This is a genomic window from Nocardia sp. NPDC051832 (assembly GCF_040681285.1).
Taxonomy (GTDB): domain Bacteria; phylum Actinomycetota; class Actinomycetes; order Mycobacteriales; family Mycobacteriaceae; genus Nocardia.
On sequence record NZ_JBFAYL010000007.1, the window covers coordinates 245857 to 269342 of the forward strand.

General features: G+C 68.5%; 19 protein-coding genes. 15 read left to right on the forward strand and 4 right to left on the reverse strand.

Annotated features, from left to right (window positions below; translation table 11 throughout):
* The first annotated feature begins 4 nt into the window (after positions 1–4).
* From murC to AB0M14_RS35420, 11 genes are all read left to right on the forward strand, one after another.
* A complete protein-coding gene (murC, locus tag AB0M14_RS35370) occupies positions 5–1444 on the forward strand; it encodes a UDP-N-acetylmuramate--L-alanine ligase (protein WP_365003889.1) in 1440 nt (479 codons plus the stop codon).
* Between the two features lie 4 nt (positions 1445–1448).
* The gene (locus tag AB0M14_RS35375) at positions 1449–2135 is read left to right on the forward strand and encodes an FtsQ-type POTRA domain-containing protein (RefSeq protein ID WP_365003680.1); all 687 of its coding nucleotides are present in this window, start codon (positions 1449–1451) and stop codon (positions 2133–2135) included.
* A 262-nt stretch (positions 2136–2397) separates the two neighbouring features.
* The gene (gene ftsZ / locus AB0M14_RS35380) at positions 2398–3633 is read left to right on the forward strand and encodes a cell division protein FtsZ (protein WP_365003683.1); all 1236 of its coding nucleotides are present in this window, start codon (positions 2398–2400) and stop codon (positions 3631–3633) included.
* A 190-nt stretch (positions 3634–3823) separates the two neighbouring features.
* A complete protein-coding gene (gene pgeF / locus AB0M14_RS35385) occupies positions 3824–4552 on the forward strand; it encodes a peptidoglycan editing factor PgeF (protein ID WP_365003686.1) in 729 nt (242 codons plus the stop codon).
* On the forward strand, positions 4549–5304 hold the full coding sequence (locus tag AB0M14_RS35390) for a YggS family pyridoxal phosphate-dependent enzyme (protein WP_365003689.1): 756 nt from the start codon (positions 4549–4551) through the stop codon (positions 5302–5304). The genes pgeF and AB0M14_RS35390 overlap by 4 nt, the downstream gene beginning before the upstream one ends.
* A 129-nt stretch (positions 5305–5433) precedes the next feature.
* Complete coding sequence (locus AB0M14_RS35395; RefSeq protein ID WP_365003692.1) at positions 5434–6258, forward strand: cell division protein SepF; 825 nt, start codon at positions 5434–5436, stop codon at positions 6256–6258.
* Positions 6259–6347: 89 nt separating this feature from the next.
* Positions 6348–6635: a YggT family protein gene (locus tag AB0M14_RS35400; protein WP_365003695.1), complete on the forward strand. Its 288-nt coding sequence runs from the start codon at positions 6348–6350 to the stop codon at positions 6633–6635.
* Between the two features lie 111 nt (positions 6636–6746).
* A complete protein-coding gene (locus AB0M14_RS35405; RefSeq protein WP_365003698.1) occupies positions 6747–7595 on the forward strand; it encodes a DivIVA domain-containing protein in 849 nt (282 codons plus the stop codon).
* 86 nt (positions 7596–7681) lie between these two features.
* The gene (locus tag AB0M14_RS35410) at positions 7682–7882 is read left to right on the forward strand and encodes a hypothetical protein (protein ID WP_365003701.1); all 201 of its coding nucleotides are present in this window, start codon (positions 7682–7684) and stop codon (positions 7880–7882) included.
* 354 nt (positions 7883–8236) lie between these two features.
* On the forward strand, positions 8237–11362 hold the full coding sequence (gene ileS, locus AB0M14_RS35415; protein ID WP_365003893.1) for an isoleucine--tRNA ligase: 3126 nt from the start codon (positions 8237–8239) through the stop codon (positions 11360–11362).
* A gap of 444 nt (positions 11363–11806) precedes the next feature.
* A complete protein-coding gene (locus AB0M14_RS35420; RefSeq protein ID WP_365003896.1) occupies positions 11807–12256 on the forward strand; it encodes an NlpC/P60 family protein in 450 nt (149 codons plus the stop codon).
* A gap of 4 nt (positions 12257–12260) precedes the next feature.
* On the opposite strand, the gene AB0M14_RS35425 is transcribed toward AB0M14_RS35420, so the two are convergent.
* Positions 12261–13145, reverse strand: coding sequence for a UTP--glucose-1-phosphate uridylyltransferase (locus AB0M14_RS35425; protein ID WP_365003704.1), 885 nt, complete (start codon positions 13143–13145; stop codon positions 12261–12263).
* Between the two features lie 182 nt (positions 13146–13327).
* Here AB0M14_RS35425 and AB0M14_RS35430 point away from each other — a divergent pair, with 182 nt between their 5' ends.
* The 3 genes from AB0M14_RS35430 (at position 13328) to AB0M14_RS35440 (ending at position 18897) form a co-directional block, all read left to right on the forward strand.
* Positions 13328–14710 carry a DNA polymerase IV gene (locus AB0M14_RS35430; RefSeq protein ID WP_365003707.1) on the forward strand — a complete coding sequence of 461 codons (1383 nt, stop codon included), beginning with the start codon at positions 13328–13330 and terminating at the stop codon, positions 14708–14710.
* Between the two features lie 85 nt (positions 14711–14795).
* Positions 14796–15299 (forward strand): hypothetical protein, encoded by a 504-nt coding sequence (locus tag AB0M14_RS35435; protein ID WP_365003710.1) that lies wholly within the window; start codon positions 14796–14798, stop codon positions 15297–15299.
* A gap of 322 nt (positions 15300–15621) precedes the next feature.
* Complete coding sequence (locus tag AB0M14_RS35440) at positions 15622–18897, forward strand: arabinosyltransferase domain-containing protein (protein WP_365003712.1); 3276 nt, start codon at positions 15622–15624, stop codon at positions 18895–18897.
* Here AB0M14_RS35440 and AB0M14_RS35445 read toward each other — a convergent pair.
* Positions 18887–19699 (reverse strand): HEAT repeat domain-containing protein, encoded by an 813-nt coding sequence (locus AB0M14_RS35445; RefSeq protein ID WP_365003715.1) that lies wholly within the window; start codon positions 19697–19699, stop codon positions 18887–18889. The two genes, AB0M14_RS35440 and AB0M14_RS35445, sit on opposite strands and share 11 nt — an antisense overlap.
* 216 nt (positions 19700–19915) lie before the next feature.
* Positions 19916–21463 carry a glycosyltransferase family 39 protein gene (locus AB0M14_RS35450; RefSeq protein ID WP_365003719.1) on the reverse strand — a complete coding sequence of 516 codons (1548 nt, stop codon included), beginning with the start codon at positions 21461–21463 and terminating at the stop codon, positions 19916–19918.
* Between the two features lie 275 nt (positions 21464–21738).
* Between AB0M14_RS35450 and AB0M14_RS35455 the strand changes: the two genes are divergently transcribed.
* A complete protein-coding gene (locus AB0M14_RS35455) occupies positions 21739–22551 on the forward strand; it encodes a TIGR02452 family protein (protein ID WP_365003722.1) in 813 nt (270 codons plus the stop codon).
* Here the strand turns inward: AB0M14_RS35455 and rarD are convergent.
* The gene (gene rarD, locus AB0M14_RS35460) at positions 22548–23456 is read right to left on the reverse strand and encodes an EamA family transporter RarD (protein WP_365003725.1); all 909 of its coding nucleotides are present in this window, start codon (positions 23454–23456) and stop codon (positions 22548–22550) included. The two genes, AB0M14_RS35455 and rarD, sit on opposite strands and share 4 nt — an antisense overlap.
* Positions 23457–23486: the final 30 nt, after the last annotated feature.

A 23486-nucleotide genomic window follows, 5' to 3' on the forward strand; every position in this document is an offset into this window, starting at 1 on the left:
GCACATGGTCGGCATCGGCGGCGCGGGCATGTCCGGCATCGCCCGGATCCTGCTGTCCCGCGGCGGCGAGGTCTCCGGTTCCGACGCCAAGGAGAGCCGGGGCGTGCTCGCGCTGCGGGCCCGCGGCGCGCAGGTGCGCATCGGCCACGACGCCAGCGCCCTGGACCTGCTGCCCGGCGGCCCCACCGTGGTCGTCACCACCTACGCGGCCATCCCCAAGACCAATCCCGAACTGGTGGAGGCCAACCGGCGCGAGATTCCGGTGCTGCTGCGCCCGGCCGTGCTGGCCTCGCTCATGCATGGCCACCACACGCTGCTGGTCTCGGGCACGCACGGCAAGACCTCGACCACGTCGATGCTCATTGTCGCGCTACAGCACTGCGGGTTCGATCCGTCCTTCGCGGTCGGCGGCGAACTCAACGAGGCCGGCACCAACGCCCACCACGGCACCGGCGACAGCTTCGTGGCCGAGGCCGACGAGAGCGACGGCTCGCTGCTGCAGTACTCCCCGGATGTGGCGGTGGTGACCAATATCGAGGCCGATCACCTGGATTTCTTCGGCACCCCCGAGGCTTACGCCCAGGTGTTCGACGACTTCGCCGACCGGATCGTCGAGGGCGGCCTGCTGGTGGTGTGCCTGGACGATCCCGGTTCGCGCGCGCTGGCCGAACGAGTCGGGGACAAGCTGGCCGCCAAGGGCGTGCGCGTCCTGGGTTACGGCTCCGGCGAAGTGGCGGACGCGCCCGTTCCGGTCGGGGTGCGCCTGCACCACTGGGAGCCGCGTGATGTCGGCGGCGTCGCCCAGTTCCAGCTGGCCGACGAGTCCGCCCCGCGCACCCTGCGCCTGTCGGTGCCCGGCCGGCACATGGCGATGAACGCGCTGGCCGCGCTGCTGGCCGCGCGGGCCTCGGGCGCCGATATCGACGAGATCGTGCAGGGGCTGGAAGGTTTCGGCGGCGTGCATCGCCGGTTCCAGTTCGTGGGCCGGGAGAACGGCGTGCGCGTCTTCGACGACTACGCCCACCATCCGACCGAGGTCCGCGCGGTGCTCGGCGCCGCCGCCGAACTGGTGCAGCAGGAGGCCCGGGACGGCGCCCGATCCCGGCAGGGGCGGGTCATCGTGGTCTTCCAGCCGCATCTCTACAGCCGCACCGCGACCTTCGCGACCGAGTTCGGCGCCGCGCTGAGCCTGGCCGACGAGGTGGTCGTGCTCGATGTGTTCGGGGCGCGCGAGGAGCCGCTGCCCGGGGTGAACGGCGCGCTGGTCGCCCAGGCGGTCACCAAACCGGTGCACTATCAACCCGATATCTCCCGGGTGGGCCGGCAAGCCGCGGCGCTCGCCCTGCCCGGCGACGTGGTGATCACCATGGGGGCCGGCGACGTGACGATGCTCGGCAGCCAGATCCTCGACGGCCTGCGGGCGCGTCCGCCGTACGGGCGGTGAACCGGTGGGTTCCGGGCTCGCGCGGTGGCGGCTGGATCGCCGGCTCTGGCTGTTCAGTTTGCTGGGAGTGTGCGTTCTTACCGCTGTAATGGTGCTGGCCTGGTTCACGCCGACGTTATCGGTGCGCACCGTGCGGATCGACGGGCTGACGGCGGTGTCCGAGGAGGCGGTGCGCGAGCAGCTCCAGATCCCGGCGGGCACCTCCATGCTGCGGATGGATACCACCGCGATGGCGCGCCGGGTCGCGGGCATTCCGAAGGTGCACACCGCCCGCGTGCAGCGGATGTTCCCGTCCACCATCAAGGTGACGGTGTCCGAACGCGTCCCGGTGCTGTACTTCGACGGCCCCGACGGCGCCCACCTGGTGGACGGCGAGGGCATCGAATTCGCCGTCGAGCCGACGCCGATCGGGGTGCCCAAGCTGCTCACCGAGCGGCCCAGCGGCAGCGATCCGGTGACCGACGCCGCGGTCGGCGTACTGCGGGTGCTGCCTCCGGCGCTGGTGGCGCAGGTGGGTGAGGTTGTCGCACGGTCGATTTCGGATATCTCGCTGAACCTGACCGACGGGCGCACGGTAGTGTGGGGCGGGACGAACGACGGCGAGCGTAAGGCGCAGGTCGTGTTGCCGCTGTTGACCCGTGAGGGCACGGTGTTCGACGTTTCGAGTCCTAATCTGGTCACGGTAAAGTGAGCGACACCCATTGCGCCCAGCGATCTTTCAGCAAGATCGGGTTCAGGGGGCAACCGTCCACGATATGACGTGTGGCGCGGCGAGGCGAGCGGGATCACGCAAGATTCTGGTACTCACCTCGGCGCGCCTGCGAGCGTATCGCGGCGGCTGCGAATAGCGTTCCGCAGCAGTCGGATACTTGACATAACGCCAACCCTATGGTTGAGGTTCAGGGTTTGCCCGTCCGAAACGACGGCTTTAGATCGAAGGAAGGCGAGAGCCCATGACGCCCCCGCACAACTACCTTGCTGTGATCAAGGTCGTCGGAATCGGCGGCGGCGGCGTGAATGCCGTCAACCGGATGATCGAACAGGGACTCAAGGGAGTCGAGTTCATCGCGGTCAACACCGACGCGCAGGCGCTGCTGATGAGCGACGCCGACGTCAAGCTCGACGTCGGCCGTGAGCTCACCCGTGGTCTCGGCGCCGGCGCCGACCCCGAGGTCGGCCGCAAGGCCGCCGAAGACCACAAGGACGAGATCGAAGAGGTGCTCAAGGGCGCCGACATGGTCTTCGTCACCGCCGGCGAGGGCGGTGGCACCGGTACCGGTGGCGCGCCCGTGGTCGCCAGCATCGCCCGCAAGCTGGGCGCGCTCACCATCGGCGTGGTCACCCGGCCGTTCTCGTTCGAGGGCAAGCGCCGCGGCAACCAGGCCGAAGTCGGCATCAATCTGCTGCGCGAGTCCTGCGACACGCTCATCGTCATCCCGAACGACCGGCTGTTACAGCTCGGCGACGCGGCGGTGAGCCTGATGGACGCGTTCCGCTCCGCGGATGAGGTGCTGCTCAACGGTGTTCAGGGCATCACCGACCTGATCACCACCCCCGGCCTGATCAACGTCGACTTCGCGGACGTGAAGTCGGTGATGTCCGGCGCCGGCAGCGCGCTCATGGGCATCGGCTCCGCCCGTGGTGAGGGCCGGTCGGTGAAGGCCGCCGAGTCGGCGATCAACTCGCCGCTGCTGGAGGCGTCGATGGACGGCGCGCACGGCGTGCTGCTCTCGATCGCCGGCGGTTCCGATCTCGGCCTGTTCGAGATCAACGAGGCCGCCTCGCTGGTGCAGGAGGCCGCGCACATCGAGGCCAACATCATCTTCGGCACGGTGATCGACGACTCGCTCGGCGACGAGGTCCGCGTCACGGTCATCGCGGCCGGTTTCGACGGCGGCGGCCCGGCCCGGCGCAGCTTCGAATCCACCCGCACCGCCATCGGTTCCGGCCGCGCCGGGGAGATCGGCTCGTCCCGCGCCAGCACCGAGCCCGCCGTCACTGCCCGGACGGACCCCCCTGCCGCCACGCCGAGCAACCCGACTCGCGGCACCGTCCCGAGCTACATGGAAAGCGAACGCGCCCGCCTCGCCGAGCCCACGGTGACGCACAACTCGCGCTCGCACATCCAGCCCCCGGACGCCGACGACGACGATGACGACGTCGACGTGCCCTCGTTCATGAGGCGGTAGACCGGACGAACGCCGCGCTGCTTCGGGCTTGCCTCGCTGCGCTCGGCGTTCGCCCTGAGGTGCTGGAAATATTGATGGTGGCGGGTCATTCGAGGTGTGGATGGCCCGCTGTTTTGCGTGTTGGTGACGGTGGTCTCCGGGGGTGCGCGGCATTCGTTGTGGTCGGTGTTCGGCTACTACGCTCGGCGGTATGACTGCTGCGCCGACTGTGACTGTTCGACGGGTGACCACTACCAGGTCTGGTGGGTTCTCGGCGCCGCCGTATGACACGTTCAACCTCGGTGATCATGTCGGTGATGAGCCGAGTGCGGTGCGGCGGAATCGGGAGCGGCTGGCGGAGGGGATCGGGCTGACGCCGGATCGGCTGGTGTGGATGGAGCAGATCCATGGGCGCAATGTCGAGATCGTCGACGGGCCGCGGTCGGAGGCGGTGCCCGCCACCGATGCGCTGGTGACCACCGTGCCGAATCTCGCGTTGGTCACGCTCAGTGCGGATTGTGTGCCGATCTTGCTTTCCGATGACGAAGCCGGGGTGATCGCCGCTGTGCATGCGGGGCGGATCGGCGCTCGGATCGGGATCGTGCCAAAGGTTCTGGAAGCGATGGTGTCGGTGGGGGCGCGGGTGGACCGGATCGGCGCGTTCCTCGGTCCGGCCGCGTCAGGTCGGCAGTATGAGGTGCCTGCCGCCATGCGCGACGACGTCGAGAAGCATTTGCCGGGCAGCGCCGCCACGACCGTGCGCGGTACGCCGTCGCTGGATCTGCGCGCCGGGATCCGCAGGCAGCTCACCGAAGCCGGGATCGGGGCGGTCGCGGTCGATCCGCGCTGCACCATCGAGGACAAGACCTTGTTCAGTCACCGCCGCGGCGCGCCGACCGGACGGATCGCCGGGGTGATCTGGATGGAGACGCCGGCATGAACACCGGAACCCAGCTCGACGCCCGCACCGTGGAGCTGTCGGCGAATCTGTCGGCACTGACGGGCCGGATCGACGCGGCGTGCCGAGCGGCGGGGCGCGCGCCGGAATCGGTGCGGCTGCTGCCCGTGACGAAATTCTTTCCGGCCTCGGATGTGGCGATCCTCTACCAGCTCGGCCGCCGCGAGTTCGGCGAATCCCGGGAGCAGGAGGCGACGGCGAAAGTCGCGGCGCTGCCGGAGCTGGTGGGTGAGGGAGACCTCAGCGACGTGCAGTGGCACATGATCGGGCGGCTGCAGCGCAATAAAGCGCGGGTTGTCGCGCGCTGGGCGCACACCGTGCACTCGGTCGACAGCGAACGGCTGGCAATGGCACTTGACAGAGCGGCACGCGACGCGCTGGAGGCCGGGGAGCGAGACACGCCGGTGCGGGTCCTGCTGCAGGTCAGCCTGGATGAAGACCCGTCCCGGGGCGGCGTCGCGCCGGCCGCGCTCGACGGCCTCGCCGACCTGATAGCCGAATCGGAAGGACTGCAGATGGGAGGCCTGATGGCCATTCCACCGCTGCAAGCTGACACCGATAGCGCGTTTGCACGACTTGCGACCTTGCACACCCTGTTGCTGGAACGACACCCCGATGCGACCGAACTTTCTGCCGGAATGTCCTCGGATTTGGAAGTCGCGGTCGAACACGGTTCGACTTGCGTGCGTGTCGGTACCGCCTTGATGGGCGCTCGACCGATAACCTCGGCGTAGCAAAGAAACCTCATCAGTCACATTCGACACATATGCTTGGGACGGAAGAGGGCTGAGCAAAACTTCAATACCCGGCCGCCACCGGGGCCGAAGGAAGGTCGACCACATGAGCGAACACGAGGTGCGGTAATGAGCACACTGCACAAGTTCAAGGCTTACTTCGGCATGGTTCCGCTCGAGGATTACGAAGACGACTACGTCGCCGACGATCCGCGCGCAACCGCTGCCGCCCCTCGTGGGGGAAGCGAGCCTCGTGGTGCGCGTGGTCGGAGCCCCTACGCGGGCGGCTACCCCGCCGACCGCTACGCCGAAGACCCTTACGGCGCCGAGCGTTACGCCCCGGCGGACCGGTTCGACGACGAGCCGGACTACGCCGAGCCCGCGCCGGTCTACAAGCCGTACAAGGCCGGTTACCCGGTCGCGCGTCGCGACGACTACGCCGACGAGCCCTACGGTGACGATCGTTACGAGGCGCCCCGGCGCCCCACCCGGATCGAGTCGGCCCCGTCGTCGAGCCGCCGCTTCACCGCTGGTGGCGGCGCGCCGATGATGCGCGGAGCGACCCGCGGTGCGCTCGCTGTCGATCCCGACGCCGAGGAGCGCCGGCTGGAGGAGCGCGTGCGCCCCGAACCGGCCCCCGCGCGCCGGCCCGGGATCTTCGAGGACGGAGGTCCCTTGTCCAAGATCACGACACTGCGCCCGCGCGATTACAGCGAGGCCCGGATCATCGGCGAGCGGTTCCGTGAAGGTAACCCGGTGATCATGGACCTGGTCGACCTGAGCAACGCCGACGCCAAGCGGCTGGTGGATTTCGCCGCCGGACTGGCCTTCGCGCTGCGGGGTTCGTTCGACAAGGTGGCCACGAAGGTGTTCCTGCTCTCGCCGGCCGATGTCGACGTCTCCGCCGAGGAACGGCGCCGGATCGCCGAAACCGGCTTCTACAACCAGAAATAGGGTTGTGATCAGGGGGTTTCATCAGATCCGTTGCGCCGGGGGCGGTGTGGTCATTTTGCGCGGCGCGGATTTTGCGGCAGAGTGAGGTCGTGGCCTTGTTCGCGGTGCTGTACCTCGTACTGTTCATCTTCTGGCTGTTGTTGATCAGCCGGGTGATTGTCGAGTTCATCCGTAGCTTCGCCCGTGACTGGCGACCGACCGGTGTCGTTGTCGTCCTCCTGGAGGTGATCTTCACGATCACCGACCCGCCGGTGAAACTGCTGAGGCGATTGATACCCACGGTGTCATTGGGAGGAATTCGACTCGATCTGTCGATTATGGTCCTGCTGTTCGCGGTGTTCATCGCGATGACATTCGCGGAAGGCCGCGTGTCGTGATGACCAATCGTTCGCAGGCACAGCCAACCGGTAGCTCCGGTGTGACAGAATGGGCCGAGATACCTTGCTAGATCTGCTACATCTCCAAAAGACGCGTGAAGGGATCCTTCCATGCCGCTGACTCCAGCCGATGTGCACAACGTCGCGTTCAGCAAACCGCCGATCGGGAAGCGCGGCTACAACGAAGATGAAGTCGATGCCTTCCTTGATCTTGTGGAGCAGGAACTTTCCCGTTTGATCGAGGAGAACGCCGACCTGCGCCAGCGGGTTGCCGAGCTCGATGCCGAACTGGCCGATGCCAAGAAGAACCGCCCGGCCGCGCCCGCACCGGTGAAAGCCCCAGTGCAGCAGGCGCCCCCGCCGCCGGAGCCGATCAAGCCCCCGGTGCAGGCCCCGCCCGCCCCGATGCCGGTCGCCGCACCGCCGAAGGAAGCCCCCGGCGCCGACGCCAATCTGCAGGCCGCCAAGGTCCTCAGCCTCGCCCAGGAGATGGCGGACAGGCTGACCAGCGACGCGAAGGTCGAAGCGGAGAATTTGCTCTCCAACGCGCGCGCCAACTCCGAGCGCCTAGTGGGCGACGCCAGAACCCGCTCCGAGGCGATGATCGGCGATGCCCGCCAGAAGTCCGAAGCCATGCTGTCCGACGCGCAGAACCGCTCGGACAACCAGCTGCGCCAGGCCAAGGAGAAGGCCGACGCCCTGCAGGCCGACGCCGAGCGCAAGCACACCGAGATCATGGCGACCATCACCCAGCAGCGCAGCGTGCTGGAGAGCCGGATCGAGCAGCTGAAGACCTTCGAGCGCGAATACCGTGTGCGGCTCAAGTCGTACCTGGAATCGCAGCTGGAAGAGTTGGAGAACCGTGGGTCCGCGGTTCCGGTGGACGGTGGCGAAGCGTTCGTCGATGCCGGCTCCGGAAACAACCTGGCGCCCGCACAGTTCGCCAAGGGCTCCAAGTAGAAAACTCCCCCCGTCGAACCGCCTGGCATGGCTGAGCTAACTCACCCCGTCGGCTGCGCCTCCTGCCCTCCCTCCAGGGGGTCACCATGCTCGTGTTGACGCTCGTTCTCGCTGCGATCGGGTTCGCCCTGCTCGTGACGGCACTGACCACCGGGTCGGTGCTGTGGGCCTGGGGCTGCATCCTGGTCTGCGTGATCGGTGCTGTGCTGCTGCTGGTCAGCGCGCTGTCCATGCGTAAGCCGGACGGCGAGGCGGTGCCACCGCCGGGGCGGCACGCGAAGCGGTGAGAACCTGGGAGCACCTTGCACCTTCGTAGATCTTGAGCTACTTGCTTGTACCCGGGCTCAGGGCTGCGGAAACCTGCTGGACAGTACTGGTTAGAATCGTAAGAAACACGGCGTCGATCCGGCCATCACCGGGGAGCCTTCGGAAGAACGGCGCGTCCAGCGCTTACTAGAACCGAACGGGTTGAGCCCGTCACAGCTCACAACGAGAGGTCCGGCGGCTCCGTGCGCCGGACAAACGGGGTGGTACCGCGGTTTCGGCGCACCGGCGCCGGCATCGTCCCCGTGCCTGACAGATACGCGCCCCCGGGGCGCGGTGGCACGAGGAGACGCATCTTTATGGTGGACCCAGCCGCGATGGCGGACGACACTGTAGGCAAGGCCGCATACCCTCGCGTCGATCTCGGCGCCGGATCCTTCCCCGACCTGGAGCGCAAGGTCCTCGACGCGTGGGCCGCCGATGACACCTTCCGGGCCAGCATCGAGAACCGCGCGGGTGCGGGCGAGTTCGTCTTCTATGACGGACCGCCGTTCGCCAACGGTTTGCCGCACTACGGACATCTCCTCACCGGATATGTGAAGGACCTCATCCCGAGGTTTCAGACGATGCGGGGTAACAAGGTCGACCGGCGATTCGGCTGGGACTGCCACGGCTTGCCCGCGGAAATCGAAGCGGAAAAGCAGCTCGGTATCACGGACAAATCACAGATCGATGAGATGGGCCTGGCGCAATTCAATGCCGCCTGCAAATCCTCGGTGCTGCGGTATACCGGTGAATGGCGTGATTATGTGACGCGTCAGGCACGCTGGGTGGACTTCGACAACGACTACAAGACGCTGGATCTCGACTTCATGGAGTCGGTGATGTGGGCGTTCAAGTCGTTGTACGACAAGGGCCTGATCTATCAGGGCTTCCGGGTGCTGCCTTACAGCTGGTACGAGCAGACGCCGCTGTCGAATCAGGAGACCCGGCTCGACGACGCCTACAAGATGCGCCAGGACCCGGCGGTCACCGTCGATATGGTGCTGAGCGTGCCGGGCGAGCATCCGCTGCACGCGCTGGACGGCGCGAACGCGCTCATCTGGACCACCACCCCGTGGACCCTGCCCTCGAACCTCGCGGTCGCGGTGCACCCCGATGTGACCTACGTCCATCTGCGCGCCGCTGACGGCAAGCGCTATGTGCTGGCCGCGGAGCGGGTTTCGCACTACGTGCGGGAGTTCGGCGAGGAGCCCGAGGTGCTGTCCGAGCATCTGGGTGCCGCGCTGGTGGGTCTGAGCTACGCGCCGCCCTTCGATTTCTTTGCCGGCCACCCGAACTCGCACCGGGTGCTCTCGGCCGACTACGTCACCACCGACTCCGGCACCGGGATCGTGCACCTCGCACCGGCTTTCGGTGAGGAGGACATGGATGTCGCCGCGGCCAACGGGATCGAGATCGTGCAGCCGCTGGATCCGGGCGGCAAGTTCACCTCGATGGTGCCGCCGTACGAGGGCCTGATGGTCTTCGACGCCAACCCGGTGATCATCAAGGACCTCAAGGCCGCGGGAAAGCTGTTGCGGCACGAGACCATCGAGCACTCCTACCCGCACAGCTGGCGTTCCGGTCAGCCGCTGATCTACATGGCGGTGCCGTCCTGGTTCGTCGCGGTCACCAAGTTCCGTGATCGCATGGTGGAGCTGAACCAGCAGATCACCTGGGTGCCCGAGCACATCCGCGACGGCCAGTTCGGCAAGTGGCTGGAGGGCGCGCGGGACTGGAACATCAGCCGTAACCGCTACTGGGGCAGCCCGATCCCGGTGTGGGTCTCCGATGACCCGGCCTACCCGCGCCTGGACGTCTACGGCTCGCTGGACGAGCTGGAGCGCGACTTCGGCGTGCGCCCGGACGATCTGCACCGCCCGATGATCGACGACCTGGTCCGGCCGAATCCCGATGATCCGACCGGCAAGTCGATGATGCGGCGGGTGCCCGAGGTGCTGGACTGCTGGTTCGAGTCGGGTTCCATGCCCTACGCGCAGGTGCACTACCCGTTCGAGAACAAGGACTGGTTCGACAGCCACTTCCCTGGCGATTTCATCGTCGAGTACAACGGGCAGACCCGCGGCTGGTTCTACACCCTGCACGTGCTGTCCACCGCGCTGTTCGACAGCCCGGCGTTCAAAACGGTTGCGGCGCACGGCATCGTGCTCGGCGACGACGGCCTGAAGATGTCCAAGTCCAAGGGCAACTACCCGGATGTGAACGAGGTGTTCAACCGGGACGGTTCCGACGCCATGCGCTGGTTCCTGATGAGCTCGCCGATCCTGCGGGGCGGCAACCTCATCGTCACCGAGCGCGGCATCCGCGAAGGGGTCAGCCACGCGCTGCGCCCGCTCTGGAACGCGTGGACCTTCCTGCAGCTCTACGCCTCGGAAGCCGGTGTGTGGCGCACGGATTCGCCGCACGTGCTGGACCGCTACATCCTGGCCAAGCTGGCGGCGACGCGGGACGTGATGACCGCGGCGCTGGAGACCTACGACATCGCCGGGGCCTGCGACGAGCTGCGCCAGTTCGCCGACGCGCTCACCAATTGGTATGTGCGCCGGTCGCGTTCGCGCTTCTGGTCCGAGGACCGCGACGCCGTGGACACCCTGCACACGGTGCTCGAGGTGGTCACCCGGCTGGCCGCGCCGCTGCTGCCGCTGCTGGCCGAGGTGATCTGGCGCGGCCTCACCGGTGACCGGTCGGTGCACCTGGCCGACTGGCCCAAGGAGGGTGAGCTGCCGGAGGATCCGGACCTGGTCGCCGCCATGGACGAGGTGCGCACGGTCTGCTCGACGGTGCTGAGCCTGCGCAAGGCGCAGAACCTGCGGGTGCGCCTGCCGCTGGCCGAGGTCACCATCGCGGCCGCCGACGCCGACCGGATGCGGCCCTTCGCCGACATCATCGCCGACGAGGTGAACGTCAAGAAGGTGGACCTGACCACCGACGTCGCCGTGCACGGGCGTTTCGAGCTGGTCGTGAACGCCCGCGCCGCGGGCCCGCGCCTGGGCAAGGACGTGCAGACGGTGATCAAGGCGGTCAAGGCCGGCGACTGGTCGGAGAGCGCCGACGGCGTCGTGACCGCCGCCGGTATCGCCCTGCTGCCAGAGGAATACACGCAGCGCCTGGTCGCGGCCGAGCCCGAGTCCACCGCCGCGCTGCCCGGCAATGCCGGGCTGGTGGTGCTCGATTCGGTGGTGACCGAGGAGCTGGAGGCCGAGGGCTGGGCCCGCGACCTCATCCGTGACCTGCAGGAAAGCCGCAAGTCGGCGGGCCTGGACGTCTCGGATCGGATCACCGTGGTGCTGGAGGTTCCGGCCGAGCAGCTGGGCTGGGCCGAGACGCATCGTGAGCTGATCGCGGGCGAAATCCTCGCCACCGCACTGACATTCGGTGACGCGGGGGCGGACGCGGCCGAGATCGTGGGCGGCGTCAAGGTGTCGCTCGGCAAGGCCTGAACCCGGTCGTCTTGAGTAAGGCTCTCGAACGGGGCCGACTCCAGCTGGAGTCGGCCCCGTTCGCTTTACCCGCCCGCATCTCGACCGTGATCGAGATGCAACGCTGAAAATTAGCTAGAAGCTTGGTGGGCGGGGGAGGCGGGCGCAGAATTCGATGGTGCTAGTGGGGTGCAGAGGTATCTCTGCGCTGTGGTTCCACGTCTACCGGTCTTCTGATGTGTCGTCCTCGAGTCCGGTGGCTGTGGCTTAGCCGAGGAGACGCCCGCCGTGCCGAAGACATCGAAGAGACCCGGTAAGAGAACGACTCTGGGCCTGCTGCTGGCCACACCCGCGGTGTGCGCGGCCCTGCTGACCCCCTGCACCGCCGTGGCCGACACCGGCGCTGCCGCGCTCGGCAACGCCGCCGAGGCCCGGGAGACCACCTACCTGGAACAGACCCTGCGCATGGCCGAGTTCCTGGCCACCACCGGTATCAACATGGCCGAGACGCTCAACGAGGTCGGAAGCAGCAGCGGCTCGGCCGAATTGCCGCTCCCGATCGCCAGCCCCCGCGGGCTGGCCGCGCTCGCGATCGCCACCTCGCAAGTCGGCAAGCCCTATCAGTGGGGCGGCAACGGGCCGCATGCGTGGGACTGTTCGGGCTTGGTCCAGTGGGCCTATCGCCAGGTGGGGATCAAGCTGCCGCGCACCACCTGGGAACAGGCGAAGGTGGGTATCCCGGTGGCGTTCGTCGGGCTGGCGCCGGGCGATGTGGTGGTACTCAACCGCGACGGTTCGCACGTGGGCATCTATGCCGGAATGGGCCAGATTCTCAACGCCTACGACTGGGGCGTCCCGGTCGGGCTTACACCCCTGCGCGAATTCAACATCTACGCCATCCGCCGGTTCTTCTGAGCTCCTAGCCCTCTCCGGTCACCAGCCCGCGCAGCAGCGGCCCGTACTCGGGATGGGCCAGCGCGGAAGCGAATTGGGCGACGAGGTAATCCGCCGGATTGCCGGTGTCGTACCAGCGGCCCCGGATCACCTGGCCGTACACGGGGTGGTCGGCCGCGAACACATTGATCGCGTCGGTGAGATACACCTCGCCGCTGCGATGTTCGTACCAGGCGTCGGTCTGCCGGCGCAGCTCCTCGATGATGCCGGGCGTCACCACATAACCCCCGATCGCGGCGTACGCCGACGGCGCGTCCACCGGCTTGGGCTTCTCTCGGAGCCCGGTGATGCGCAGCAGGCCGTTGCCCTGATCGTCGGCGACGACCGGCACGCCGTACCGGCTCGATTCGGCCGGATCCATCGGCATCAGCGCGAGCACGGGCGCTCCGGTCGCCTCGTAGGCGTCGACCAGTTGCTGGGCGCGCGGCACCTCGGCGACGAAGACGTCGTCGGGCCACAGCACCAGCATCGGTTCCTCGCCGGCGTTGCGGGCGGCGTTCAGGACGGGCGTCCCGTTGCCGTAGGGGCCGTGCTGATCGAGGTAGGTGATGTGGCCGAGCCGGGACAGATCGCCGACTTCCTCGACCGCGTCCGCGTAGGCGTCCTTGCCGTCCGAGCGCAGCTGGGCGACCAGCGCCGGATTGGGGCGGAAGTGGTCCTGGATCAACGACTTTCCGCCACTGACGACAATCGTGATGTCGGTGATGCCGGACGCGACGAGTTCACGCACGGTGTGCTCGATGACCGGCTTGTCACCGACCGGCAGCATCTCCTTCGGGATGGCCTTGGTGAGGGGGAGGAGCCGGGAGCCGATTCCAGCGGCCGGGATGACGGCCTTGCGGATCTTCATACCCCCGATCATCACACACCGGCTGAGACGCCAAGTCCGATCGGGGCAGGTCAAGACGGGTGGACCCGGGGCTGAGGGCGGTAGCTATCGCACAGTCACCGGCCGACTCGCCGGTGCGCGAACCTGTCGGTGGGGCCGCGTAGATTCCTGGCCGTGAGGACCCTGAACCTGCGGCGAGCGCGGTGAGTGCGCAGCCGCCGTATCCGCCGGAGGAGGCGGAGCGCGCCGCCCGGCGCTGGGTGCTGCACATCGACATGGATGCCTTCTTCGCATCCGTCGAGCAACTGACCCGGCCCACGCTGCGCGGGCGGCCGGTGCTCGTCGGCGGCACCGGCGGGCGCGGCGTGGTCGCCGGCGCGAGTTATGAGGCCCGGGTGTTCGGCGCGCGCTCGGCCATGCCGATGCATCAGGCGCGGCGGCTGGTCGGGGTGAGCGCGGTGGTGGTGCCGCCGCGCGGTGCGGTCTACGGCGAGCTGAGCGGGCGCGTGTTCGAGACGCTGCGCAGCCGGATCCCGGTGCTGGAGACGCTCTCCTTCGACGAAGCCTTCGGCGAGCCCGCGGAATTGGCCGGCGCCACGGTGGCGCAGGTGCACGAGTTCAGTACCGAGCTGCGGGCCGCGGTGCGGGCGAAGACCGGCCTGGTCGCCTCGGTCGGCGCGGGGACAGGCAAACAGCTGGCGAAGATCGCGTCCGGATTGGCCAAACCCGATGGCATCCGGGTGGTTTCGCCGGGCGAGCAACAGCGGTTGCTGGCCGCGTTGCCGGTCCGCAAACTCTGGGGGATCGGCCCGGTCGCCGAAAGCCGGTTGCGCTCACTGGGTATCGAGACCGTCGGCGCGTTCGCCGCGCTCCCCGAATCCGAGGCCGCCTCGATTCTGGGTGGCAGCGTAGGGCTCGCGCTGCACCGGCTGGCCCGCGGTATCGACGACCGCCCGGTCGCCGAACGCGCCGAAGCCAAACAGATCAGCGCCGAGAACACCTATGAGACCGACATCGTCACCCTCGCTCAGCTGCGGCCCGCGATCGAGGTGATGGCCGCGTCCGCGCACCGGCGGCTGGCGAAGGACGGCCGCGCCGCGCGCACCGTGGTGCTGAAATTGAAGAAGTCCGATATGAGCGTGGTGACCCGCTCGTTCACCCTGCCCTACGCGACAACGGATCTGGCAACCCTGTCCACCGCGGCGCAGCGGTCCGCGATCGACCCCGCCGAGCTGGGTCCGATCCGGTTGGTGGGCGTGGGTTTCGGCGGGTTGTCGACGGTGCGCCAGGAGTCACTGTTCCCGGAGCTGGACCAGGACCCGGTCGAGGATGCCGCGGCCGGCTGGGTGCCCGAAACGCCCGCCCCGGCCGCCGCGGACGACACGCCGGAGCCCCGAGCAACCTTCTGGTATCCCGGAATGGATGTCACGCACCCGGAATTCGGGCACGGATGGGTGCAGGGAGCCGGATTGGGAGTGGTCACAGTGCGTTTCGAGACCAGTTCGACAGGGCCGGGTCCAGCGCGTACCTTCAGCGCCGACGACATCAGTCTGTCCCGTGCCGATCCGCTCGACAGCCTCCACTAGCCTGAAGCACCGTGCAGTGACGCCCGCTCCGGTGGAAGCTGCTGCGAGAAACCACGGAACCTACTCGAACGCAAAGGACGAGCAGTTGAAGCTTCGTAAGACTGGACGCATCGCGATCGCCGGCTTGGCCCTCGCCGCCGCACTGAGCATGACCGCTTGCAGCAGCGACGACAAGAAGGACACTTCGACGGCGAAGAGCTCGACGACCAGTGCCCCGGCGGCCACCAGCGCGGCGAACGTGCCGCCGGTCCCGACCGTGGCGGAGCTGAACGCCCAGCTGCAGAAGGCGCTCGACCCGGCGGTGCCGAACTCCGAGAAGCTGGAAATGGTGCAGGGCGCCGAGGCCGATCCGGAACTGCCGGGCCGCCTGGCCCAGGCCGTCCAGCAGTCCGGCGCGAAGGCCGAGGTCACCGAGGTGACAGCCTTCGGCGACACCATCAACGCCAAGGCCAAGATCACCATCAACGGCCAGGAGAACATCGCCGACGTGCCGTTCGTCGCCGAGGACGGCAAGTGGAAGGTCCAGAAGACCTGGGCCTGCCAGATGCTGCAGCTGGCCAACGTCCAGTCGGTGGCCTGCGCAGCGTGATAGTCGGGACGAAGCCTCGCTGACGCTCGGCTTTCGTCCCGACTATCTTCCGGCCGGATGGGCACCGGGGGCGCTTCGCTTCCCCGGTGCCGCACTGCTTCGGGCTTGCCTCGCTGCGCTCGGCGTTCGCCCTGGCGCACTGGAAAACCGATCGGGTTGTGCCGGTTGGGCGATTGGGCGGAGCGCTGGTGGGAAGCTAGGCGGGAGTACCATTTTCGGCGGTGTGAAAGTTGCTGTTAGCTGCGTGTTCATCGCTTCTGGGTGAGGGCGACGTGGTGGCAACGGGTTTCGGTTTTCGAATCCGCCGCTACTATCAGGCTCCGTGGCTGACACAATGGTGTGGGCGGGGGCGTCCGTTGACGAATCCGCGACCGAGACTGCGAGATCGCCGAAGGATCGGGGGTGGGCTCGGCCGGTTGCGTTGATCGCGGGGCTCATCGGGGTGTTGTGCGCGGTCGCGATTCCGTTGTTGCCGGTGCGGATGGATGCCGCCACCATCGCGTGGCCGCAGAACGGTTCGGTCACCAGCATTCAGGCTCCGTTGACCGCGTATGCGCCGACCGAGTTGTCGGCGACCATCCCGTGCGCTGCGATGACCGCGCTGACCGACACCGGCGGGGTTGTGATGTCGACCATCCCGCGGCAGTCCGCGGACATGGAGCGGTACGGGTTCGTCGTCAAGGTGGTGCCGGATGCCGCCGACCGGCCCGGGCGGGTCGATGTGGTCTCGCGGAACACGCTGCTGTGGTCGGCTCCGCTGGCGGCCGTGCGCGACCAGAACTGTTCCGTGGCAGTCGATTTGGGGGTCGGGAAGAATTCGGTGGCGGTCGGCGGGGCCGGGCCGATCAGTTCCGGTGATCTCGCCGGTAAAGACCTGCGCCCGCAGGTGGTCGGCGTCTTCAGCGACGTAAAGGGCGCGCCGCCACAGGGTTTGGGCGTGGACATCACGGTCGACTCGCGGTTCTCCACTTCGCCGACGGGTTGGAAGCTCGCGGCGATCGTCCTGTGTGTGCTGGCGACGCTGGTCGCGCTGGTGGCGCTGCATCGGCTCGACTGCCTCGACGGCCGGGCCACGCGCCGGTTCCTGCCGACCCGGTGGTGGCGGCTGCGGCCGGTCGACTGGGTGGTGTTCGCGACGCTGGGCGTCTGGCATTTCGTGGGCGCCAACACTTCTGACGACGGATACATCCTCGGCATGGCGCGCGGTGCGCAGAGCTCCGGATACATGTCGAACTATTACCGCTGGTTCAGCGTCGACGAAGGGCCGTTCTACACGCCCTACACCGATGTGATCGGCTGGCTCGCACAGATTTCCACGGTCAGCCCGTGGGTCCGGCTGCCCACCTTGGCAGCCGCGGTGATCTGCTGGTGGGTGATCAGCCGCGAGGTGCTGCCCCGGCTCGGCGCCGCGCTGCGCAGCGGGGTCGCGGTGTGGACTTCGGCGCTGATGTTCCTGGCGTTCTGGCTGCCCTACAACAACGGTCTGCGCGCCGAATTCGTAGTGGCGACCGGGGTGCTGCTGACCTGGGTGTCGGTGGAGCGGGCGCTGGCCACCCGGCGGTTGCTGCCCTATGCGTGCGCGATCATCGTGGCGGCGTTCACCTTGACGGCCGCGCCGTCGGGGCTGATCTGCCTGGGCGCGCTGGCCGCGGGGGCGCGCGGCATGACCGAAGTCCTGGTGCGGCGGGCGAAGACGACCGGGTACCTGTCGCTGCTCGCACCACTGGCGGCAGCCGGGCTGGTCGTGCTGACCGTGGTGTTCGCCGACCGGACCTTGGCGGCCGTGCAGGAGATGCTGCGCGTGCACGACCTGGTTCCGCCCGGGCAATCCTGGTTCGAGGAATACCTGCGCTGGCAGTACCTGATCACGCCGAGCGGGGATGGCTGGCTCACCAGACGTTTCGGCATGTTCCTCCTGGTGCTCGGCTTGATCGTGTGTGTGGTGAGCATGCTGCGCCGCGGCGGCCACCTACCCGGGACGGCGGCGGGGCCGACGCGGCGGCTGGTGGGCATCACCTTCGCCGCGATGGTGCTGATGATGTTCTCGCCGACCAAGTGGAATCACCAGTTCGGTGTGTTCGCCGGGCTGGCGGCGTGCGTCGCCGCGCTCACCGCGGTGGCGGCCGGGCCCCGGGTCCTGCGGTCGGTGCGCAACCGCGCGCTGTTCGCGGCGGCGGTGTTCTTCACCCTCGGCATCACCTTCGTGGCGGCCAACGGCTACTGGTATGTGTCGTCGTGGGGTATCCCGTGGTGGGACAAGGCGCCGGAGATCGCGGGTAAGGGGCTCTCGTCCTTCGCGGTCGGGCTGTCGGTGCTGGCGCTGCTGGTGGCGGCGTGGTGGCATATCCGTCCGGACACCCGGCTCAGACCGTGGGCCGAGCGGATCACCCGGGTGCCGGTGCTGGCGCTGGTCGCCGCGTTCATGGTGATCTTCGAGGTGGGCTCGTTCGTCAAAGCCACGGTGTCGCAGTACCCCGCGTACTCGCTCGGGAAGTCCAATGTGTCCGCCGCGTTCGCGGGCGGTTGCGGTCTCGCCGACGACGTGCTGGTGGAAACGAATCCGAACGCGTCGATGCTCGCGCCGTTGACCGGGGACATGGTGACCGCGCTGGCCGGGACCGAATCCGCCGGCTTCGGCGCGAACGGTGTTGCCCCGGTGCTGGTCTCCGACGAGGTGGACTCCGAAACCGGTCGCGCCAACACGGTCTCCAGCGATCCCGAGGACCTCCAGGACGCCGCGAAATCGGCGGACTCGGAATCGGATACCACGAGCGGCGGCTCCGTTGCGCTGCCATTCGGGCTGGACCCGGCCGGCACCCCGGTGCTCGGCAGTTACCGCGAGGGCGCGCAGACTCCGGCCGCGCTGACCACGGGCTGGTTCCGGCTACCCGACGCGGTCGATGGAAAGCGCGGGGACATCATCGCCATCGCGGTGGCGGGGCGGATCCGTTCCGTCGACGCCGACGGCGTCGTGCAGCCCGGCCAGCATCTCGAACTCGAATACGGCACAGCGGGTTCCGGCGGCAGCGTCGCTGCGGTCGGGCGGATCCTGCCGATCGATATCGGTCCGGCGCCGCTGTGGCGCAACGTGCGCGTCCCGCTCGACCAGCTGCCCGGTGACGCCGATGTGGTCCGGCTGGTCGCCGAGGACAAGGATCTCGGCAAGGACCAGTGGCTGGCGGTCACCCCGCCCCGCGTCCCACAGACGAAAACCCTGAACGCGCTGCTCGGTTCGCAGACCCCGGTGCTGCTGGACTGGGCCGTCGGGCTGAACTTCCCGTGCCAGAAGCACCTGCCCACCCGGGTCGGCGTCTCCGAGCTGCCCGAGTACCGGATTCTGCCGGACCGGACCGGCGCCTCCATCACCAATATGTGGCAGGACCATGTCGGCGGCGGACCGCTCGGCTGGACCCAGCTCCTGTACACCACCCGCACGGTCCCGGCCTACCTGAACCACGACTGGGATCGACCTGGCGACTGGGGTTCGCTCGAGCAGTACATCCCGCTGGATCCCAACGCGGTGCGCGCACGGATTCAGGTCGACCCGAAGGACCGCTGGGGCACCTGGACTCCGGGGCACATCAACGTCAGCTGGTAGCTCGGTTCGTCGGGGTGCAGGCGGCGATGGCGTCGTCGAGCGTGGCGAGGTACCACGATTCGGCCGCGCCCGCGTCGTCCCGCAAGGCCCGCAGCGCGGGCAGGAACTCCGGTGCGCCGAGCACGGTCGCGGCCTCGAGCGCGAGCGTGCTCGGCTCGCCCGCCAGCATGCCGTGCAGCGCGGCCACCGCGCGACGGTCGCCGCGCCGGGCCAACCCCATGGCGGCCTCGGCCGCGGTCTCGGGGTCGTGGTCGTCCAGCCGGGCGGCGAGCGCGTCGCGGACCTCGAGGGTATCGATCTCGAGCTGGGTGCCGAGGCCGAACACCGCCCAATCCCGCACCATGTCTTCAGGATCGGTGCTCAACCGCGCCAGCGCGGCCACCGCCTCGGCGGCGGGCGGTTCCCCGGCGATCGTGGCCAGCGCCACCGCGGCGGCGAACCGGATACCCCGATCCTCGGAAGTGATGTGCGGCAGCACATAGGGCAGCCCCCGCGGATCGTAGTGGTGCCCGAATCCGCCGATCGCCGACGCGACCACCCGCGGATCCGCATCCCCGCACGCCGCCGCGAACAACGGCAGCGCGTCCTCCAGAAACGGTTTCTCGTGCGCGTATCCGTACTGACTCAATACGTCGACGGCAAGCAACCGCGTCGTCGCGTCCGCTGAATCCGTCAGTGCCGCAACAGCATCGAAGGTCCCCCGATCGGTCCGGTGCTGCAACTCCGTCACCGTCCGCCACCACCGATCATCCTCCGGATCCCCCACCACCAGCGCCCGTTCCAGCAACTCCGCAGAACCCACCCCCGCAAGGTCGCTACCGGCCCTGTCGCTCATAGCAATCGCATCCAAGTCATGCCCAGCATTCTCCCCGCGCCACCCCCGCCACCACCCCCACCCCACACCGCAACGGCGTGTTGCGCCGCAACACGATCGGCCACGGGCGGTTGTCGGTCCCTCGGAATAGAGTCGCGGCACCGAGGAATCACGGCACCCATCGTGATGCCACGAAATGGCTGATCAGTCTCCGTGTTCGATGCGCAGGGTCATCAGCTCGGGCCAGGTTCGGGACCAGGGGCGGAGGGGGCCGGTGCAGTGCCAGAGGCGGATTCCGTGGTTCACGCCCTGGTAGCCGGTGGGGTCGTCGAGGCGGGCGAGTGGGGTGGCCGTGGTGAAGAGGGCGGGGAGGGTGGGGGTGAGGCTGTCGCCGCCGATGTAGAGGACGTGGGTGGCGGTGTCGGGTGGGGGGCCGAAGTAGCCGTAGCCGCGGCTCGGGCTGTAGATCGGGGGGAGGGGGTTGCGGGAGAGGACGTCGAGTGCGCTGGCCTGCCAGTAGTTCTGGGTCATGAGGATCGTTCGGGATCGTTCGGCGGCAGGTAGGGACTCGAGGGCGCGTTCGACGGTGTCGACCAGTTGGGGCCAGCCGCGCAGGCCGTAGAACTGGGCGCGGATCGCCATGTCGCCGTTACGGATCGCGGGGGTGTGCAGCCAGGATTGGGGCAGGGGGAGCAGGCATACCGCGGCGAGGACGACTGCTGTTCCGGTGGCGAAATAGGCGGTCAGGATCTTCTTGGTGCGGTCGCGGAGTTCGTCGCCGACGAGGTGGATCGCGGCGGCCGCGTAGAAGACCGCGAAACCGTCACCCAGGTAGTAGGGGCGCAGGCCGGCGAGGAACACCGCGAGCAGGGGGAGGACACCGAGGGGGAACAGGAAGCGGTAGGGGCGCAGGCGGGGGGATCGGCCCGCCGCCCAGATACCGATCAGGAGCAGGATTCCGCTCGGGCCGGTGGTCAGCAGGAGTTCGCGGATCGCCGAGGCGAGCTGGCCGTCGGACATGGAGGTCTGCTCGGCCCTGATCACCGCGCCCATCGCGATCTGGGGCCAGTCGTGGCGGGACTGCCACAGCAGCGCGGGGATCGTCGAGAGCGCCAGGATCGCGGTGGCGGCCCACAGCGCCGGGCGGCGGAGCACCTCGCGAGGCCCGCACAGCAGCACGCTGAGCCCCAGTACGGCCCAGACGCCCAGCACCATCCATTTCACCTGAAAGTCCACTGCCGCAACCACGCCCGCGGCGATCAGCAGCCGGTCCCGGCGGGTGCGGACCCAGCGGATCAGCAGCCAGCAGAGCAGCGAGACCAGAGCGGCGTCGTAGGCGAAGGTGCTGATCGCGGCGGACTGCTGCACTGCGAACGGCGTGCAGAGGTAGCTCATCGCGGCGATCAGCTGCGCGGCCCGGCCGCCGCCGAGTTCGCGGGCGATGAGGGCGGCGAGCACGACGGTGGCCAGCGTCAGCAGGACGACCGGAAGCCGGAGCAGCACAGCGGAACCCGGGGCGATCAGGTCCGAGAGATGGGCCTGCAACGGGACCAGCGGCCCCTGATCGGCGAAGCCCCAGGGCGATCGTCGTCCGACCGGAACCAGGTACAACTCGTCGCCCCACAGCGGATACCGCCCCAGCCGTGCGATCAGGAGAACGGCGAAAAGCCCACTGATGATCGACAATTCGCGCCAGGCGAACGGCGGGAGCGCCGGGGGCGCGGTGGTCTGAATGTCCTCGGCGGCGCGCATAGCGGCCCTCCGTACCAACGGTTCGAACGATGCGACCGGGCCCCCGCCCCACCGCACACAAGCTGACGAAACGCGATGCTAACCAACCGAATTGGGTTGGCCCGCCCGGTCTGGTCTTCTCACAGCGAGCCGCCCTGTGCGTGGTGACCGGGCCCAGTGCGACTCGGCGAGGCACCGCGGCGGCGAGGGTGCGGAAGGCGCCCGCCGCCCCAGATTTGGTTGTGATAACCAAAAATGAGATGACTGGTGAAAGCGGAATCCGTAGCGTCTGCGGAATGAGTAGTAGCCCAAGGCAAATGGCCAGGGAGAACGAGCAGATCGCGGACCGGGGCGGGTATCGGACGCGGGACGGTGTCGAGGTACGGATCGGGGCGCTGCTCGAGGCGGCCCGGCAGGGAACCGTGTCCTATGCGCCCGAGGATGACCTCGGTGGGGCCGGGCAGGGGGCGTTTCGGGGGAAGGTCGAGGTGACGGGGGAGGGCAGTGTCGAGGCGGCGCGGCGGTTATACGAGGAGGGTGGGCGGTCGGTGGGGGTGTTGAATTTCGCGTCCGCGCGGAATCCGGGAGGTGGGTATCTGGGCGGGGCCCGGGCGCAGGAGGAGGATCTGTGCCGGAGTGCGTTGTTGTATCGGTGTCTGCTGGAGGCGCCGGATTACTATGCGGCGCATCGGAAGTCGACGGATCTGCGGTACAGCCATCGGGTGATCTTCGCGCCGGGAGTGCCGGTGATCCGGGATCGGCATGGTGATCTGATTGCCGACCCCTACCCGGTGTCGTTCCTGACTTCGCCCGCACCCAACGCCGGGCAGCTCCGATTGCGTTCGGAGCAGCCGGTTTCCGTGCGCGCGGAATTGTGTGAGCGGGCCGATCGGGTGCTGGCGGTGGCGGCGCGGCACGGGGTGCGGGAGCTGGTGCTCGGCGCGTGGGGGTGCGGGGTGTTCCGGAACGATCCGGCCGAGGTCGCGGAGGCGTTCGACCTGGCGTTGGGGGAGCGCGGTGCGGCGTTCGGGCGGGTGGTGTTCGCGGTGTGGGGGCGGCAGCCGGTCACCCCGAATCGGACGGCGTTCGAGGAGCGGTTCAAGGGCTAGGTGGGTTCCGTGACGACGGGCTCGGTGGTGCGGCGGGTGCGGGCGCGGCGCAGTGCGTCGGTGGTGAAGAGGGCCAGAGCGGCCCAGATGAGGGCGAATCCGGCCCAGCGGGAGGGCGGCATGGGTTCGTGCATGACGGCCACGCCCCAGGCCATTTGCAGTGCGGGGGTGAGGTATTGGAGCAGGCCCATGGTGGAGAGCGGGACGCGCTGGGCGGCGACGGCGAACAGCAGCAGCGGGACCAGGGTGACGGGGCCGGTGGCCAGCAGCAGGCCGGTGTGGGCCGGGCTGGAGGCGAACTCGGTGCGCCCGGAGAACACCAGGTAGGCGATGAAGGCCAGGGCGAAGGGCGCGGCGACGATGCCCTCGGCCGCGATGCCGCGCAGCGCGTCCAGGCGGATGACCTTCTTGACCAGGCCGTAGGTGGCGAACGAGCAGGCGAGGACGAGCGCGATGTAGGGCGGCCGGCCGTAGTCGACGGTGAGCACCGCCACGGCGAGCGCGCCGAGCCCCAGCGCCACCCACTGCGCCCGGCCCAGCTTCTCCCGGAAGATCACGACACCGAACGCGACGGTGACCAGCGGATTGATGAAGTACCCGAGCGCGCACTCGACCACGTGCCCGGTGAGCACGCCGTAGACGTACACGCCCCAGTTCAGCGACAGCGCGAACGACGCGACCGCCGCCAGCCGCCAGGTCTTGGCATCGATCCCGAGCAGCTCGCGCAGCCGCCCGCTGCACGCCAGCACGATCAGGACCACCACCAGCGTCCAGACGATCCGCTGCGCCACCACCTCGACCGGGTCCGCGAAGGCCAGCAGCCCGAAGAACGCCGGGAACAGGCCCCAGATCAGGTACGCGCCGGTGCCGAACACCACGCCTGGAGCCGATCCGATTCGCCGCACGCGATGCACGCTACTAGTGCGGGCGGCGCG

What these genes read in the sequence shown, in the direction of transcription:
- AB0M14_RS35450 (WP_365003719.1), bottom strand. Translation starts at nt 21,463, where the DNA reads ATGCGCGCCGCCGAGGACATTCAGACCACCGCGCCCCCGGCGCTCCCG.
- pgeF (WP_365003686.1), top strand. Translation starts at nt 3,824, where the DNA reads ATGACTGCTGCGCCGACTGTGACTGTTCGACGGGTGACCACTACCAGG.
- murC (WP_365003889.1), top strand. Translation starts at nt 5, where the DNA reads ATGGTCGGCATCGGCGGCGCGGGCATGTCCGGCATCGCCCGGATCCTG.
- AB0M14_RS35395 (WP_365003692.1), top strand. Translation starts at nt 5,434, where the DNA reads ATGAGCACACTGCACAAGTTCAAGGCTTACTTCGGCATGGTTCCGCTC.
- AB0M14_RS35410 (WP_365003701.1), top strand. Translation starts at nt 7,682, where the DNA reads ATGCTCGTGTTGACGCTCGTTCTCGCTGCGATCGGGTTCGCCCTGCTC.
- ftsZ (WP_365003683.1), top strand. Translation starts at nt 2,398, where the DNA reads ATGACGCCCCCGCACAACTACCTTGCTGTGATCAAGGTCGTCGGAATC.
- AB0M14_RS35425 (WP_365003704.1), bottom strand. Translation starts at nt 13,145, where the DNA reads ATGAAGATCCGCAAGGCCGTCATCCCGGCCGCTGGAATCGGCTCCCGG.
- ileS (WP_365003893.1), top strand. Translation starts at nt 8,237, where the DNA reads ATGGCGGACGACACTGTAGGCAAGGCCGCATACCCTCGCGTCGATCTC.
- AB0M14_RS35390 (WP_365003689.1), top strand. Translation starts at nt 4,549, where the DNA reads ATGAACACCGGAACCCAGCTCGACGCCCGCACCGTGGAGCTGTCGGCG.
- AB0M14_RS35455 (WP_365003722.1), top strand. Translation starts at nt 21,739, where the DNA reads ATGAGTAGTAGCCCAAGGCAAATGGCCAGGGAGAACGAGCAGATCGCG.
- AB0M14_RS35420 (WP_365003896.1), top strand. Translation starts at nt 11,807, where the DNA reads ATGGCCGAGTTCCTGGCCACCACCGGTATCAACATGGCCGAGACGCTC.
- AB0M14_RS35405 (WP_365003698.1), top strand. Translation starts at nt 6,747, where the DNA reads ATGCCGCTGACTCCAGCCGATGTGCACAACGTCGCGTTCAGCAAACCG.